General features: G+C 60.1%; 11 protein-coding genes and 1 pseudogene. All 12 read left to right on the plus strand.

The genetic code is table 11. The features are described 5' to 3' along the window. The first annotated feature begins 64 nt into the window (after positions 1-64). Entirely contained in the window at positions 65-241 is a 177-nt protein-coding gene (locus RHM58_RS03430; protein WP_003176118.1) for a hypothetical protein, read from the plus strand. Continuing rightward, positions 225-3,178 (plus strand): annotated as a pseudogene (locus RHM58_RS03435) (sensor histidine kinase). The gene RHM58_RS03430 and the pseudogene RHM58_RS03435 overlap by 17 nt, the downstream one beginning before the upstream one ends. A gap of 22 nt (positions 3,179-3,200) precedes the next feature. Then, entirely contained in the window at positions 3,201-4,634 is a 1,434-nt protein-coding gene (locus RHM58_RS03440) for a sigma-54-dependent transcriptional regulator (protein WP_201198027.1), read from the plus strand. Between the two features lie 736 nt (positions 4,635-5,370). Next, complete coding sequence (locus RHM58_RS03445) at positions 5,371-6,771, plus strand: polynucleotide adenylyltransferase PcnB (protein WP_201198028.1); 1,401 nt, start codon at positions 5,371-5,373, stop codon at positions 6,769-6,771. 3 nt (positions 6,772-6,774) lie between these two features. After that, positions 6,775-7,260, plus strand: coding sequence for a 2-amino-4-hydroxy-6-hydroxymethyldihydropteridine diphosphokinase (gene folK, locus RHM58_RS03450; protein ID WP_201255797.1), 486 nt, complete (start codon positions 6,775-6,777; stop codon positions 7,258-7,260). A 377-nt stretch (positions 7,261-7,637) separates the two neighbouring features. Then, positions 7,638-8,438: a 3-methyl-2-oxobutanoate hydroxymethyltransferase gene (gene panB, locus RHM58_RS03455; RefSeq protein ID WP_201198030.1), complete on the plus strand. Its 801-nt coding sequence runs from the start codon at positions 7,638-7,640 to the stop codon at positions 8,436-8,438. Next, positions 8,435-9,295 (plus strand): pantoate--beta-alanine ligase, encoded by an 861-nt coding sequence (gene panC, locus RHM58_RS03460; protein ID WP_201198031.1) that lies wholly within the window; start codon positions 8,435-8,437, stop codon positions 9,293-9,295. The genes panB and panC overlap by 4 nt, the downstream gene beginning before the upstream one ends. 196 nt (positions 9,296-9,491) lie before the next feature. Beyond that, the gene (panD, locus tag RHM58_RS03465; RefSeq protein WP_201194633.1) at positions 9,492-9,872 is read left to right on the plus strand and encodes an aspartate 1-decarboxylase; all 381 of its coding nucleotides are present in this window, start codon (positions 9,492-9,494) and stop codon (positions 9,870-9,872) included. Positions 9,873-10,279: 407 nt separating this feature from the next. Then, the gene (pgi, locus tag RHM58_RS03470) at positions 10,280-11,944 is read left to right on the plus strand and encodes a glucose-6-phosphate isomerase (protein ID WP_201198032.1); all 1,665 of its coding nucleotides are present in this window, start codon (positions 10,280-10,282) and stop codon (positions 11,942-11,944) included. Between the two features lie 172 nt (positions 11,945-12,116). Then, positions 12,117-14,060: an acetate--CoA ligase gene (acs, locus tag RHM58_RS03475; protein WP_322269669.1), complete on the plus strand. Its 1,944-nt coding sequence runs from the start codon at positions 12,117-12,119 to the stop codon at positions 14,058-14,060. A gap of 67 nt (positions 14,061-14,127) precedes the next feature. Beyond that, positions 14,128-15,000 carry an oxygenase MpaB family protein gene (locus RHM58_RS03480; protein ID WP_201198034.1) on the plus strand — a complete coding sequence of 291 codons (873 nt, stop codon included), beginning with the start codon at positions 14,128-14,130 and terminating at the stop codon, positions 14,998-15,000. A 186-nt stretch (positions 15,001-15,186) separates the two neighbouring features. Next, positions 15,187-16,203: a class I SAM-dependent rRNA methyltransferase gene (locus tag RHM58_RS03485; RefSeq protein ID WP_201198035.1), complete on the plus strand. Its 1,017-nt coding sequence runs from the start codon at positions 15,187-15,189 to the stop codon at positions 16,201-16,203. The last annotated feature ends 92 nt before the right edge of the window (positions 16,204-16,295 follow it).

The following is a 16,295-nucleotide window of genomic DNA, read 5'->3' on the forward strand; positions in this document are numbered from 1 at the left end:
AGCGCCGCCATCCGTTACCATCGCCGCACGTTTTCGGGCACGCGCCTAAAAAAGAGAGGCCGGGATGTACATCTATCGCTTGGTCCTGCTTTTGGTAGTGGGGATTTATCTGTTCTCCCCGGCCATCATGGATTGGTGGATCGACGCCACTGGCGCCTGGTATCGCCCTTATCTGCTCTGGCTGATTCTGATCGTCGTGACCTTCATCCTGCAGAGCCAAAAAGATGCCGATGAGCTTTAGCCTGACCCAGATGATCCTGATCAGCGCCGCGTACCTGGCGGTGCTGTTCGGCGTCGCCTGGATCAGCGAACGGGGCATGATCCCCCGGGCGATCATTCGCCACCCGCTGACTTACACCCTGTCGCTGGGGGTTTACGCCAGTGCGTGGGCGTTCTACGGCACCGTGGGCCTGGCCTATCAGTACGGCTACGGCTTTCTATCGAGCTACCTCGGGGTGTCCGGCGCATTTTTGCTGGCGCCGGTGTTGCTGTACCCGATCCTGAAGATCACTCGCACCTATCAACTGTCGTCACTGGCGGACTTGTTCGCCTTCCGCTTCCGCAGCACCTGGGCCGGCGCGCTGACGACGATCTTCATGCTGATCGGCGTCCTGCCGTTGCTGGCGTTGCAGATTCAAGCGGTGGCCGACTCCATCGGCATTCTCACTCGCGAACCGGTGCAACACCGCGTGGCCCTGAGTTTCTGCGCACTGATTACCCTGTTCACGATCTTCTTCGGCTCGCGCCACATTGCGACCCGGGAGAAACACGAAGGCCTGGTATTCGCGATTGCCTTCGAGTCGGTGATCAAGCTGATCGCCATCGGCGGCGTTGGCCTTTATGCGTTGTACGGCGTGTTCGACGGCCCGCAACAGCTGGAAGTCTGGCTGCTGCAAAACCAGACCGCCCTCGCCGCCCTGCACACGCCTTTGCAGGAAGGCCCGTGGCGTACGCTGCTTTTGGTGTTCTTCGCTTCGGCGATTGTGATGCCGCACATGTATCACATGACGTTTACCGAAAACCTCAACCCGCGCTCACTGGTCAGTGCGAGCTGGGGCTTGCCGCTGTTCCTGCTGCTGATGAGCCTGGCCGTGCCGCTGATTCTCTGGGCCGGACTGAAACTGGGCGCTACAACGAGCCCGGAATATTTCACCCTCGGAGTCGGCATCGCCGCCAATAACAAGGCCTTGGCGCTATTGGCTTATGTCGGCGGTTTGTCGGCGTCCAGCGGGCTGATCATTGTTACCACCCTGGCGTTGTCCGGGATGGCGCTCAACCATTTGGTGCTGCCGCTGTATCAGCCGCCGGCCGAAGGCAACATCTACCGTTGGCTGAAGTGGACCCGCCGGGCGCTGATTGTCGCGATCATCATGGCCGGCTACGGCTTCTACTTGCTGTTGGGCGCCGAGCAAGACCTGGCCAACCTCGGCATCGTCGCCTTCGTCGCCACTTTGCAATTCCTGCCGGGCGTACTGTCGGTCCTGTACTGGCCGACCGCCAACCGCCGCGGCTTCATCGCCGGTTTGCTGGCGGGGATCCTGGTGTGGATGGTGACCATGCTGATGCCGCTGGTAGGCAATCTGCAGGGTTTCTACATTCCACTGCTGAACATGATCTACGTGCTCGACGACACCAGTTGGCACATGGCGGCGATTGCCTCGCTGGCCGCCAACGTGCTGATGTTTACGCTGATCTCGCTGTTCACCAACGCCAGCCCGGAAGAGGCCAGCGCCGCCGAAGCCTGCGCCGTGGACAACGTCCGTCGCCCGCAACGCCGGGAACTGCACGCCGCTTCGCCACAAGAGTTCGCCACGCAACTGGCCAAACCCCTGGGTGCCAAGGCTGCGCAAAAGAAGTTGAACAGGCCCTGCGCGATCTCTATTTGCCATTCGACGAACGCCGACCGTACGCCTTGCGTCGTTTGCGCGACCGGATCGAAGCCAACCTTTCCGGCCTGATGGGGCCGAGCGTCGCCCAGGACATGGTCGAAACCTTCCTGCCTTATAAGGCCGGCGGCGAAAACTACGTCACCGAAGACATCCACTTCATTGAAAGCCGTCTCGAGGATTACCACTCGCGCCTCACCGGCCTGGCAGCTGAACTCGATGCCCTGCGCCGCTACCACCGTCAGACCTTGCAGGAACTGCCGATGGGCGTCTGTTCCCTGGCCAAGGATCAAGAGATCCTGATGTGGAACAAAGCCATGGAGGAGTTGACCGGGATTGCCGCGCAGCGCGTGGTCGGTTCGCGCCTGAGCACCATTGGCGATCCGTGGAAAGAATTGCTGCAAGGCTTCATCAACCTGCCAGACGAACACTTGCACAAACAGCACCTGGCACTCGATGGCCAGACCCGCTGGCTGAACCTGCACAAAGCGGCGATCGACGAACCGCTGGCACCGGGCAACAGTGGCCTGGTGCTGCTGGTGGAAGATTTGACCGAAACCCAGATGCTTGAAGACAAACTGGTCCATTCTGAGCGGCTGGCGAGCATTGGCCGACTGGCGGCCGGGGTGGCCCATGAAATCGGCAACCCGATCACCGGTATCGCCTGCCTGGCGCAGAACCTGCGCGAAGAGCGCGAAGAAGACGCCGAACTGACGGAAATCAGCGGACAGATTCTGGAGCAGACCAAACGCGTGTCGCGCATCGTCCAGTCGTTGATGAGTTTCGCCCACGCGGGTAGCCATCAGCACAGCGACGAGCCCGTCTGTCTGGCGGAAGTCGCGCAGGATGCCATCGGCCTGCTGGCCCTGAACCGGCGCAATTTCGAAGTCCAGTTCTACAACCTGTGCGACCCCGATCACTGGGTCGAAGGCGATCCCCAGCGGCTCGCCCAGGTGTTGATCAACCTGCTCTCAAACGCCCGCGACGCCTCGCCGCCGCACAGCGCGGTACGGGTCAAAAGCGAAGCCGGCGAACATACGGTCGATCTGATCGTGGAAGACGAAGGCAGCGGTATTCCGAAGAACATCATGGATAGATTGTTCGAACCTTTCTTCACCACCAAGGATCCTGGCGAAGGCACCGGTCTGGGCCTTGCACTGGTCTATTCCATCGTTGAAGAGCATTATGGACAAATCACCATCGACAGCCCGGCTGATGTTCAAAGCCAACGCGGCACCCGTATTCGGGTGACTTTGCCGCGTCATGTCGAAGCGACGTCCGCTGTGAACTGAGACCGTCGAGAGTATCGAATCAATGCCGCACATTTTGATCGTCGAAGACGAAACAATTATCCGCTCCGCCTTGCGCCGCCTGCTGGAACGTAATCAGTACCAGGTCAGCGAAGCCGGATCCGTGCAGGAAGCACAAGAGCGTTTCAGCATTCCCACGTTTGACCTGATCGTCAGTGACCTGCGCCTGCCTGGCGCACCGGGCACTGAACTGATCAAGCTCGGTCAGGGCACTCCGGTGCTGATCATGACCAGTTACGCCAGCCTGCGTTCGGCCGTCGATTCCATGAAGATGGGCGCGGTGGACTACATCGCCAAGCCTTTCGATCACGACGAAATGCTCCAGGCTGTTGCGCGCATCCTGCGTGATCGCCAGTCGGCGCCAGCCGCGGGTGAACCGGTGGTCGGCAAAGCCGCCAACGGTGCCGCGAAACCGGGCGTCGATAACAGCAACGGCGAGATCGGCATCATCGGCTCCTGCCCACCGATGCAGGACCTGTACAGCAAGATCCGCAAAGTCGCGCCCACCGATTCCAACGTCCTGATCCAGGGCGAGTCCGGCACCGGTAAAGAACTGGTGGCTCGCGCCCTGCACAACCTCTCCAAACGCGCCAAGGCACCGATGATTTCGGTGAACTGCGCCGCCATTCCGGAAAGCCTGATCGAGTCCGAGCTGTTCGGCCACGAAAAAGGTGCGTTCACTGGCGCCAGCGCCGGGCGTGCCGGGCTGGTCGAAGCGGCGGACGGCGGTACCTTGTTCCTCGATGAAATCGGCGAACTGCCACTCGAAGCCCAGGCTCGCTTGTTGCGCGTGCTACAGGAAGGCGAAATTCGCCGGGTCGGTTCGGTGCAATCGCAGAAAGTCGATGTACGCCTGATTGCCGCGACTCACCGGGACCTCAAGAGCCTGGCGAAAATCGGCCAGTTCCGTGAAGACCTTTATTACCGTCTCCACGTGATTGCATTGAAACTGCCGGCCCTGCGCGAGCGCGGTGCCGACGTCAACGAAATCGCCAATGCGTTCCTGGCGCGGCAGAGCGCGCGGGTCAACCGCACCGATCTGAAGTTTGCCCCGGATGCCGAGCAGGCGATTCGTCATTACACCTGGCCGGGTAACGTCCGCGAGCTGGAAAATGCTGTCGAACGTGCGGTGATTCTGTGCGAGAGCCCGGAAATCTCCGCCGAGTTGCTGGGCATCGACATCGAACTGAGCGATCTGGACGACGACGATTTCATCGGCCTGGCCCCGCAACAGGGCAGCGCCGCTAACGCCAGCCACGAGCCGACCGAAGACCTGTCGCTGGAAGACTACTTCCAGCACTTCGTCCTCGAGCATCAGGACCACATGACCGAAACCGAACTGGCCCGCAAGCTCGGGGTCAGCCGCAAGTGCCTGTGGGAACGCCGTCAACGCCTGGGCATTCCACGGCGCAAGACCGGTGTGGCCAGCGAGAGCTGAACGTCACCTGTCAGGTGTGCGGGTAACACGTGACATTGTGAAAAAACTGTTACCGCAGCTTTTTCACGTAACAGAAGCCGGGGCTTACGGTAACGAAGCCCCGGTTTTTTTGGGCCCTGAAAAACCTCACCAAGCAGCCTAACCCCTTGTTTTGCTAGGCTTCGAAAAAGTTGGCACGCACCCTGCTATATGTTTAGTACAAGAACAATAACAAGCAATGCACAAGACAATAAAAATAAGACGAATCGACTCACGCACAATAAAAACAAGACGGCGAGAGGCGCAGCTAACTGATTCTTTTGGAGAGGCGTTGTATTTGGGGCGTGCCCCACGACCAGGCCGAGAACAACAAAAACTGTCCTAAGACAGAGCCTGAACTGGTTGGATCGCAAGATCACTGCAACACAGCGACCAAAGCAATCCGTTTGCTCTTGGCTCCCGATTGGGAGGGTCATGAAGGAAAATCTTCATGACGAGGGCACTTAACAAAAACAAAAAGCCCGAAACCAATAATAAAAATAGAGCATGCAACTACTTCTTGGGGAGCTTCGGCTCCCCTTGTAGTTTCTGCGATTCCTGAAAAGCCCACGCCAGAGCCTTCGCTTCAAGGCCTCGGAGCAATCCTCATCAGGCTGGCGCAGCTTCCTACACCATCCCCCGACTAAATGCTAGAATCCCGGCCCATCATGCGGTCATTCTTCGTTATGGCCGAACATTCCTTCAAACAGTGCATCCCATGCTGAAGAAGTTGTTCCAGTCATTCCGTTCTCCCAAGCGTCATACGCAACACATCCGTAGTACGCCTGAAGTGCTCAACAGCGGCCAACATTCGCTGCAGAAGGCACAATTCAGCCGTTACGCGGTGAACATCGTCGAACGCCTGCAGAACGCCGGTTATCAGGCTTACCTGGTCGGCGGCTGTGTGCGTGACATGTTGCTCGGCATCACGCCAAAAGATTTCGACGTCGCCACCAGCGCCACTCCTGAACAGGTACGTGCCGAATTCCGCAATGCGCGGATCATCGGTCGTCGCTTCAAACTGGTGCACATCCACTTTGGTCGTGAAATCATTGAAGTCGCGACGTTCCGCGCCAATCACCCGCAAAACGATGAGGAGGAAGACAGCAACCAGTCCTCCCGCAACGAGAGCGGGCGCATTCTGCGCGACAACGTCTACGGCACTCTGGAAGAAGACGCGCAACGCCGCGACTTCACCATCAACGCGCTGTATTACGATCCGGTCAGCGAACGCATTCTCGACTACGCCAACGGCGTACACGACATCCGCAATCACCTGATCCGCCTGATCGGCGACCCACAGCAACGCTACCAGGAAGACCCGGTACGGATGCTGCGGGCCGTGCGTTTTGCCGCCAAGCTGAATTTCGGTATCGAAAAACACAGCGCCGCGCCGATCCGCGATCTGGCACCGATGCTGCGCGAGATTCCGTCGGCCCGTCTGTTCGAAGAAGTGCTCAAGCTGTTCCTCTCCGGCCACGCCGCGGACACCTTTGAGATGCTGGTCGACTTGCAGTTGTTCGATCCACTGTTCCCGGCCAGCGCCGAAGCCTTGGAATACAACCCGACCTACACCCACACGTTGATCAGTGAAGCACTGATCAACACCGACCTGCGGATCAAGCAGAACAAACCGGTCACCCCGGCGTTCCTGTTTGCTGCACTGCTGTGGCCGGCCCTGCCGGGCCGTGTACTGCGTCTGCAAGAGCGCGGCATGCCGCCGATTCCGGCGATGCAGGAAGCGGCTCACGAGTTGATTGCCGAACAGTGCCAGCGCATTGCGATCCCAAAACGCTTCACCATGCCGATCCGCGAGATCTGGGACATGCAGGAGCGTCTGCCACGCCGTAGCGGCAAGCGCGCCGACCTGTTGCTGGACAACCCGCGATTCCGCGCCGGTTACGACTTCCTGCTGCTGCGTGAAAGCGCTGGCGAGCAGACCGACGGCCTGGGCGAATGGTGGACGGATTATCAGGACGCTAACGACAGCGAACGTCGCGACATGATCCGTGACCTGAGCGGCAAGGATGACGGCACCGGTGCGCCACGCAAGCGTCGTCGCAGCGGCGGCGCCAAGCGCAAACGCGCGGCCGGCGCTCCGAGCACCACGAGCGAGTAATCCATGGAACGCATCTACATCGGCATGGGCAGCAATCTAGCTGACCCCGCCGAACAATTGCGCAGCGCCGTCGAAGCGCTGGCGCAGTTGCCGCAGACCGAACTGGTCGGGGTTTCCGCGTTTTATCAAAGCGACTCATTGCTGCCCGGCCAACCGCGCTACACCAACGCGGTTGCCGCGCTGCACAGCACGCTCGCGCCGCTGGAGCTGCTCGATGCGCTGCAAGCCATCGAGAATGGCCAGGGTCGCGAACGTCTTGAACGTTGGGGGCCACGCACGCTGGATCTCGACATCGTGCTGTTCGGCGATCGCCTGATCGACGAACCTCGCCTCAAAGTCCCCCACTACCACCTGCAAGAGCGAGCCTTCGTCCTGTATCCACTGGCCGAACTGGCGCCTGCGGATCTGCGGTTGGCGGATGGCCGCGCGCTGACCGAGTTGCTGGCGGCGTGCCCGTTTGTCGGGCTGGAACGCCTCTCCAAAAACTGACGAAAAATACCCTGTGGGAGCGGGCTTGCTCGCGAATGCGGTGTGTCATTCAGCATCTATGTTGACTGACCCACCGTATTCGCGAGCAAGCCCGCCCCCACATTGGTTTTGTGTTGTTCATGAGATTCGCGGCGCACCCGCGCTAGCTGAATCGCATCAGTTACCCCGGTAACACCCCAACCGTAACAACGCGGTAACACACAATTGACTTCCCGAGTCCTCCTCACGACTATAGGCGTCCCGCTGCCGCCAACGCGGCGCTAAAGGGCGCAATCCAGGCCTTATAAGCACGACAAAAGACCGTGCGCCTGAGTAAATGAAGAATCACGCGCGTTACTCGCAGTAGTTTCCATAGCGCCTGAACGAGGATTTTTTACATGCCAGCCATCACCCTGACCACGCTCCAGAGCCTCAAGCAGAAAGGTGAAAAAATCACCATGCTGACCTGCTATGACGCGACCTTCGCCCACGCCTGCAACGAGGCCGGTGTTGAAGTGCTGCTGGTGGGCGACTCCCTCGGCATGGTTTTGCAAGGTCACGACAGCACCCTGCCGGTGACCACTGCGGAAATGGCCTACCACGTGGCCGCCGTCAAACGCGGTAACTCCGACGCCCTGATCCTCGCCGACCTGCCGTTCATGGCCAACGCCACCCTTGAACAAACCATGATCAACAGTGCCACGCTGATGCAGGCCGGCGCCCACATGATCAAGGTCGAAGGTGCCTTGTGGCTGGCGGACTCCATCCGCCTGCTCGCCGAGCGCGGCGTGCCGGTGTGCGCCCACATGGGTCTGACCCCGCAGGCGGTGAACATCCTGGGCGGTTACAAAGTCCAGGGCCGCAGCGAGAACCAGGCACGGCAGATGCGTGCTGACGCCATCGCACTGGAGCAGGCCGGCGCCGCCATGCTGTTGCTTGAATGTGTACCGAGCGAACTGGCCCAGGAAATCACCCAAGCCGTGGGTATTCCGGTGATCGGTATCGGCGCCGGTAGCGCCACCGATGGCCAGGTACTGGTACTGCACGACATGCTGGGCCTGTCCATCACTGGCCGCGTGCCGAAGTTCGTAAAGAACTTCATGGCCGGTCAAGTCAGCATTCAAGCGGCGCTGAGCGCTTACGTCACTGAAGTCAAAGCGACGACTTTCCCTGGCATCGAACATGGATTCTCTGCATGAACACCGTAAAAACCGTCCGCGAACTGCGGGCCGCCGTGGCCCGTGCCCGCGGTGAAGGCAAGCGCATCGCCTTCGTACCGACCATGGGCAACCTGCACAGCGGTCACGTCGCACTGATTACCAAAGCCTCCCAACGGGCGGACTTCGTGGTCGCGAGCATTTTTGTCAACCCGCTGCAATTCGGCGCTGGCGAAGACCTCGACAAGTACCCACGCACGTTGACGGCCGATCAGGAAAAACTGCTCCAGGCCGGCTGCCACCTGCTGTTCGCCCCGACCGTCGAAGAAATGTACCCCGACGGCATGGCCGGCCAGACCCGTGTCAGCGTTCCGCAACTGTCCGAAGGCTTATGCGGCGCCAGCCGTCCTGGGCACTTCGAGGGCGTGGCGACGGTGGTCAGCAAACTGTTCAACATGGTTCAGCCGGACCTGGCGATCTTCGGCCAGAAAGACTTCCAGCAACTGGCGGTGATTCGCGCGCTGGTGCACGACTTGAACATGCCGATCCAGATCATCGGCGAGCCGACCGTAAGGGCTGCCGATGGCCTGGCCCTGTCGTCGCGCAATGGCTTTCTCAATGAAGAACAGCGAGCGATTGCGCCAGTGGTGTATCGCACGCTGTCGTCGATGGCCGACGCCATTAAACAGGGTGATCGCGATTACCCGGCGCTGATCGACTCGCAGATTAAACAGCTCGAAGCGGCTGGCTTGCGGGCCGATTACCTGGAAATCCGCCATGCGCTGACCTTGCGTCAGGCCACTGCGCAAGATCGGGATCTGGTGATTCTGGTGGCGGCGTTCCTCGGGACTACGCGGTTGATCGACAACCTGCACCTGAACCTCGACGCGCCAGCCTAAACACCGCAATACCCCTGTGGGAGCGGGCTTACTCGCGAATGCGCTGGGTCATTCAGCATTGATGTTGGCTGACCCAGCGCATTCGCGAGCAAGCCCGCTCCCACATTTGATCTGCGGCGATTTCCACATCGTATTGATGCCCCTCAAGCCTTCGGGCAAACTGCCCGCCGTTCGATTCCGACCTGGGAAAACACTCATGCACGCCATCATGCTCAAAGCCAAGCTGCACCGCGCCGAAGTCACTCACGCAGTACTCGATTACGAAGGCTCTTGCGCCATTGATGGCGAATGGCTGGACCTGTCCGGCATCCGTGAATACGAACAGATCCAGATCTACAACATCGACAACGGTGAACGCTTCACCACCTACGCGATTCGTGGTGAAGAAGGTTCCGGCATGATCTCGGTCAACGGCGCCGCGGCGCACAAGGCCAAGGTTGGCGATCGGGTCATCATTTGCGCTTACGCTCACTACAGCGAGGCCGAACTGCTCAACTTCAAACCGCGCATGCTTTACATGGCGCCGGGCAATGAACTGAGCCACACCAGCAATGCCATTCCGGTTCAGGTCGCCTGATAACACCCAGTTAAGCGTGAAGCTGAACCTGTGGCGAGGGAGCTTGCTCCCGCTGGGCTGCGAAGCGGCCCCTCTCTCTACCTGAAAAGCAGGGGACTGCTGCGCAGTCCAGCGGGAGCAAGCTCCCTCGCCACAGGTTACTGATCGCTCGCTCGATCTCTTAACTGACCCGCATTACCCTTGGGAGCGTTCCGTTTGTCGGGACGTTTCCTGTTTCAATGTTAAAAAAGTACAGAAAACGAGTCATACAAAGCGAAGACAGATCCACACGCGAGGTTTACTGTTACCGCCCTGCGCTATTTAATCGTCTCCAAGCAGATTGACCGGACGTAACCCACCCTGTGGTCGGGACATTCCGGGATCTTCAATGTCTTTAAGGCAGTTCAAGTAAAAGGAAAACCGCAGCGATGGCGTATTACCGCACTCCTCACGACGTTACCGCTCTGCCCGCCTGGCAAGCGTTGAAAGACCACCGCCAAGCCATGCAGGATTTCAGCATGCGCGAGGCCTTCAATGCCGACCCGCAGCGCTTTACTCAATTCACCCTCAGCAGCTGCGGTCTGTTTCTCGATTATTCGAAGAACCTGATCACCGCCGAGACCCGTAACCTGCTGGTGGGCCTGGCCAACGAAGTCGATCTCAAGGGCGCTATCAAAGCGCTGTTCGACGGCGAAATCGTCAACTCCTCCGAAGGTCGACCAGCGCTGCACACCGCTTTGCGCCGCCCAGTGGGCGACAAGTTGTCGGTCAACGGCGTCAACGTGATGCCTGAAGTGCACAAAGTGCTGAACCAGATCACCGACCTCGTGGGCCGCATCCACGATGGACTGTGGCGCGGTTACACCGAGAAGCCGATCACTGACGTGGTGAACATCGGCATCGGTGGCTCGTTCCTCGGCCCTGAACTGGTGTCCGAAGCGCTGCTGTCCTACGCCCAGAAAGGCGTGCGTTGCCACTACCTGGCAAACATCGACGGCAGTGAGTTCCACGAACTGACCATGAAGCTGCGCGCCGAGACCACGCTGTTCATCGTCTCGTCGAAATCCTTCAACACCCTCGAAACCCTGAAGAACGCTCAGGCCGCACGTGCCTGGTACCTGGCGCAGGGTGGTTCGGAAGCCGAGCTGTATCGTCACTTCATTGCGGTGTCGAGCAACAATGCCGCCGCCGTGGCCTTCGGTATCCGCGAAGAAAACATCTTCCCGATGTGGGACTGGGTCGGCGGGCGTTACTCGCTGTGGTCGGCCATCGGGTTGCCGATTGCCCTGGCCATCGGCATGTCGAACTTCAAGGAACTGCTGTCCGGTGCCTACACCATGGACCAGCATTTCCAGAGCGCACCGTTCGAACAGAACATGCCGGTACTGCTGGCGTTGCTCGGTGTCTGGTACGGCAACTTCTGGGGCGCGCAAAGCCACGCGATCCTGCCGTACGACCACTACCTGCGTAACATCACCAAGCACTTGCAACAGCTGGACATGGAATCCAACGGCAAGAGCGTGCGTCAGGACGGCACCCCGGTGTCTACCGATACGGGCCCGGTCATCTGGGGCGGCGTCGGCTGCAACGGTCAGCACGCTTATCACCAGTTGCTGCACCAAGGCACCCAACTGATTCCGGCTGACTTCATCGTGCCGATTGTCAGCTTCAACCCGGTGTCCGATCACCACCAGTGGCTGTACGCCAACTGCCTGTCCCAAAGCCAGGCACTGATGCTCGGCAAGACCCGCGCCGAGGCCGAAGCCGAGTTGCGTGACAAGGGCATGGCCGAAGACGAAGTACAGAAGCTTGCACCGCACAAGGTGATCCCGGGCAACCGCCCGAGCAACACCATGGTGGTCGAGCGCATCAGCCCGCGTCGTCTCGGCGCACTGGTGGCGCTGTACGAACACAAAGTTTTCGTGCAAAGCGTGGTCTGGGGCATCAACGCCTTCGACCAGTGGGGCGTGGAGCTGGGCAAAGAGCTGGGCAAAGGCGTCTACAACCGCCTGGTCGGCAGCGAAGAAACCCCGGCTGACGATGCTTCGACCCAAGGCCTGATCAACTACTTCCGCGGTCGTCACCGCGGCTAACCCTGTGGGAGTGGGCTTGCTCGCGAATGCGGCGGGTCATTCAGCTTAAACGTTGACTGACACACCGACTTCGCGAGCAAGCCCGCTCCCACATTGGTTTTGTGTCTGGCTTGAACCCTTTCGTCTCTCGGCGCATCTTTATCTTGTCGCAAAACAAGAATAAGGAACCGTCATGTTCGATATCAGCACGTTCCCCAAAGCCGATGCCGTGCGCCGGGCTGCCCAATTGAGTCAGGACGACTACCAGCGCCTGTACCGACAATCCATCGAACACCCCAGCACCTTCTGGGCCGAACAGGCCACGCGCTTTCTCGACTGGAGCAAACCGTGGCAAACCGTCCAGCGCTATGACCTGAAAACCGGTGAAGCGAGCTGGTTCGCCGGGGGCCAGTTGAACGTCAGTTACAACTGCATTGACCGTCACCTGGAAAAACGGGGCGATCAGACCGCAATCATTTGGGAAGGTGACGACCCGGTCGAATCCGCCCAGATCACCTACAAAAAACTCCATCACAACGTCTGCCGCCTGGCCAACGTACTGAAAAGTCGTGGCGTGAAGAAAGGCGATCGGGTGTGCATCTACATGCCGATGATCCCCGAAGCTGCCTACGCGATGCTCGCCTGCGCGCGCATCGGTGCCGTGCATTCGGTGGTGTTCGGCGGTTTTTCTCCAGACTCCGTGCGCGACCGCATTCTCGACGCCGACTGCCGCACCGTGATCACCGCCGATGAAGGCGTGCGGGGCGGTAAATTCGTGCCGCTCAAAGCGAACGTCGACAAGGCTCTGCAAAGTTGCCCGGACGTCAGCACCGTGATCGTGGTCGAGCGCACCCAGGGTGACGTGAAGTGGGTCGAAGGCCGTGACCTCTGGTATCACCAGGCCCTGCGCGACGTCAGTGACGATTGCCCGCCCGAACCGATGGACGCTGAAGACCCGCTGTTCATCCTCTACACCTCCGGCAGCACCGGCAAACCCAAAGGCGTGTTGCACACCACCGGCGGCTACCTGCTGCAAGCGGCGATGACCTTCAAGTACGTGCTCGACTACCGCGACGGCGAAGTCTTCTGGTGCACCGCCGATATCGGCTGGGTCACCGGCCACAGTTACATCGTCTACGGGCCGTTGGCCAACGGCGCGACCACGCTGATCTTCGAAGGCGTGCCGAGCTACCCGAGCAGCTCGCGCTTCTGGCAGGTCATCGATAAACACCACGTGAATATCTTCTACACCGCGCCGACCGCCCTGCGCTCGCTGATGCGTGAAGGCCCCGAACCGTTGAAGGAAACGTCGCGCCAGAGCCTCAGATTACTCGGCACGTGTCGGAGAGCCGATCAACCCGGAGGCGTGGGATGTGGTACTCGCGACGTGGTCGGTGAGCAACGCTCGCCCCTGATCGTCGACACCTGGTGGCAGACCGAGACCGGCGCGATCATGCTCAGCCCGCTGGTCAGCGCCCAACGAATCAAACCGGGCTGCGCCACCCAACCGATGTTTGGCGTACAACCGGTATTGCTCGACGAGCACGGCAAGGAAATCAAAGGCGCCGGCAGCGGCGTGCTGGCGATCAAATCCAGCTGGCCGGCACAGATTCGCAGCGTCTACGGCGACCCGAAACGCATGGTCGAAACCTACTTCAAACCCTACCCCGGCTACTACTTCACCGGCGACGGCGCGCGACGCGACGAGGACGGCGACTACTGGATCACCGGGCGTATAGACGATGTGATCAACGTGTCCGGGCATCGCATCGGTACCGCCGAAGTGGAAAGCGCGCTGGTGTTGCACGACAGCATCGCCGAGGCGGCGGTGGTCGGTTACCCCCACGACCTCAAGGGCCAGGGCATCTACGCCTTTGTCACGCCCATGAACGGCGTCGAGCCCAACGACGAACTGAAGAAAGACCTGCTGGCTCACGTCAGCAAGGAAATCGGCAGCTTCGCCAAGCCAGACCTGATTCAATGGGCGCCAGCCTTGCCGAAAACCCGTTCGGGCAAGATCATGCGGCGGATTCTGCGCAAGATTGCCTGTAATGAGCTGGACAGTTTGGGCGATACCTCGACACTCGCCGATCCCAGTGTGGTGCAGGGCCTGATCGATAAGCGACTGAATCAATAACACTCGGACTAGGAACGCCTCGTGTAGGTGGCATTCCGAGTCCGCCTTTTTTCGCCACTGAGTCGCCATGGAATTCATCCGCAGCCGCATCGAAACCCAACTCATGAGTCTGACGGGGCTGTCCCTGGGCAAGCTCGATCTGGAGAACCCAAAGGGCGATCCCGGGCTGTTCGGCCCCGATTCGGTGAGCTGGCAAGTTCATGGCGATTTCAGCAGCATGCTGATCGGTGGCATCAGTGCGCTGATGCTGCAAGCCCTGCATCCGCTGGCCCTGGCCGGGGTCTGGGACCACTCGAATTTCCGCGAAGACATGATCGGCCGATTGCGCCGCACCAGTCAGTTCATCGCCGGGACCACGTTCGGTTCGCGCAAGGACGCCGACTGGCTGATCGAGAAAGTCCGGACCATTCACCTGCAAGTGGTCGGCACCGCACCGGATGGTCGGCCTTACGCCGCCAGCGATCCGGATTTGCTGACGTGGGTGCACGTGGCCGAAGTCAGCAACTTCCTTGCTGCGCATTTGCGTTACCGCAACCCGAACCTGTCCCTGGCGGATCAGGACCGTTACTACGGCGAAATCGCGCTGGTTGCTGAACGACTCGGGGCTCGTGACGTGCCGCGCAACCGTAAGGAAATGGCCGAGTACCTTGAGCGAATCCGCCCACAATTACTGTGCGATGAACGCAGTCGTGAAGTCCTGCGATTGCTGTTGAACGCGCCCTCCCCCAGCCGCCTGGCCAAACCGTTTGGCGGTTTGATGATGCAGGCCGGGATCGACCTGCTGCCGGACTGGGCCAGTGACATGCTCGGCGTCAGCCAGAGCCCGCTGCAACGCAAACTGATCCGCGCCAGCGTCAAACGCAGTGCGCCGATGCTGCGCTGGGCCATGCGCAATGGCTCAGTGCAGCGGGCCAAGCGGCGGATGGGGTTGTTGAACTAACCGCTAACCTTGTGGCGAGGGGGCTTGCCCCGTTGGGCTGCGAAGCGGCCCCAAAATATAGAGTGTTACTAAAATTTTGCCAGTGCTGCGCACTGGAACGGGGCAAGCCCCTCGCCACAGGATGCACCTCGTCCACACCAAGCTGTTAAACTCCCGCGCCAAATTCCCTCCTGCAAGGCGCCCAGCATGTCTTCCTTGATTCAGGCGCTGCGCGCCGCCCTCGACCATCGCCAGGACCTGCTTGCCGAACTGCATCAGCAGGGCACCGATTGCTATCGCTTGTTCCATGGCAGCCAGGAAGGCGCCGGCGGCCTGACCATCGACCGTTACGGCCCACAATTGCTGGTGCAAAGTTTTCACCAGTCGCTGGAACGCGATGACTTGCTGCAACTGCACGAAACGATCAATCAACAACTGGGCCTCGACACCCTGCTGGTTTACAACGATCGCTCCCGGGGCAATTCGCGCATCGACCGCGAAGACACCGTCTACCGCGCCGACGAAGCCGCCCTGCAAGACCTGGTCGGCCACGAATGGGGCCTCAACTATCGGGTTCGCGGCCGTCACGCCGGGCAGGACCCACTGCTGTTCCTCGATCTGCGCAACACCCGCGGCTGGGTCAAGGAGCACAGCAAAAACAAAAGCGTACTGAACCTGTTTGCCTACACCTGCGGCGTCGGCCTGAGTGCGGCGGCGGGTGGCGCGAGCGAGGTCTGCAACCTGGACTTTGCCGAGGGCAACCTGGCCGTCGGCCGCGAAAACGGTCTACTCAACCCGCAGTTGCCGACCATGGAATTCATCCAGTCCGATTACTTCCCGGCGATCCGTCAATTGGCCGGCCTGCCGATCAGTCAGCGTCGCGGGCAGAAACTGCCTAGCTATCAACGCCTGGAACAACGTCAGTACGATCTGGTACTGCTTGATCCTCCGGCCTGGGCCAAGAGCGCGTTCGGCACCGTCGACCTGCTGCGCGACTATCAGAGCCTGCTCAAGCCGGCACTGCTGACCACCGCCGACAACGGCGTGCTGATCTGCTGCAACAACCTGGCAAAAGTCAGCATGGACGACTGGCGCGACCAGGTCCTGCGGTGTGCGGAGAAAGCCGGGCGGCCGGTGCGAGAGTGGTCGGTGATGACACCGGGCGGCGACTTCCCGTCGATGGATCAGCAGCCACCGCTGAAAACCCTGATCCTGCAACTCTGATCCTTCAGGAAAAAGTTCCTGCAAAAGAATCTGAACAATCCTGAATAGCGGCAAGTACTTCTGAACCGAAAACGCGTGCCATACTCCAAGGC

It is taken from the genome of Pseudomonas sp. 10S4 (genome assembly GCF_034344865.1).
GTDB lineage: Bacteria > Pseudomonadota > Gammaproteobacteria > Pseudomonadales > Pseudomonadaceae > Aquipseudomonas.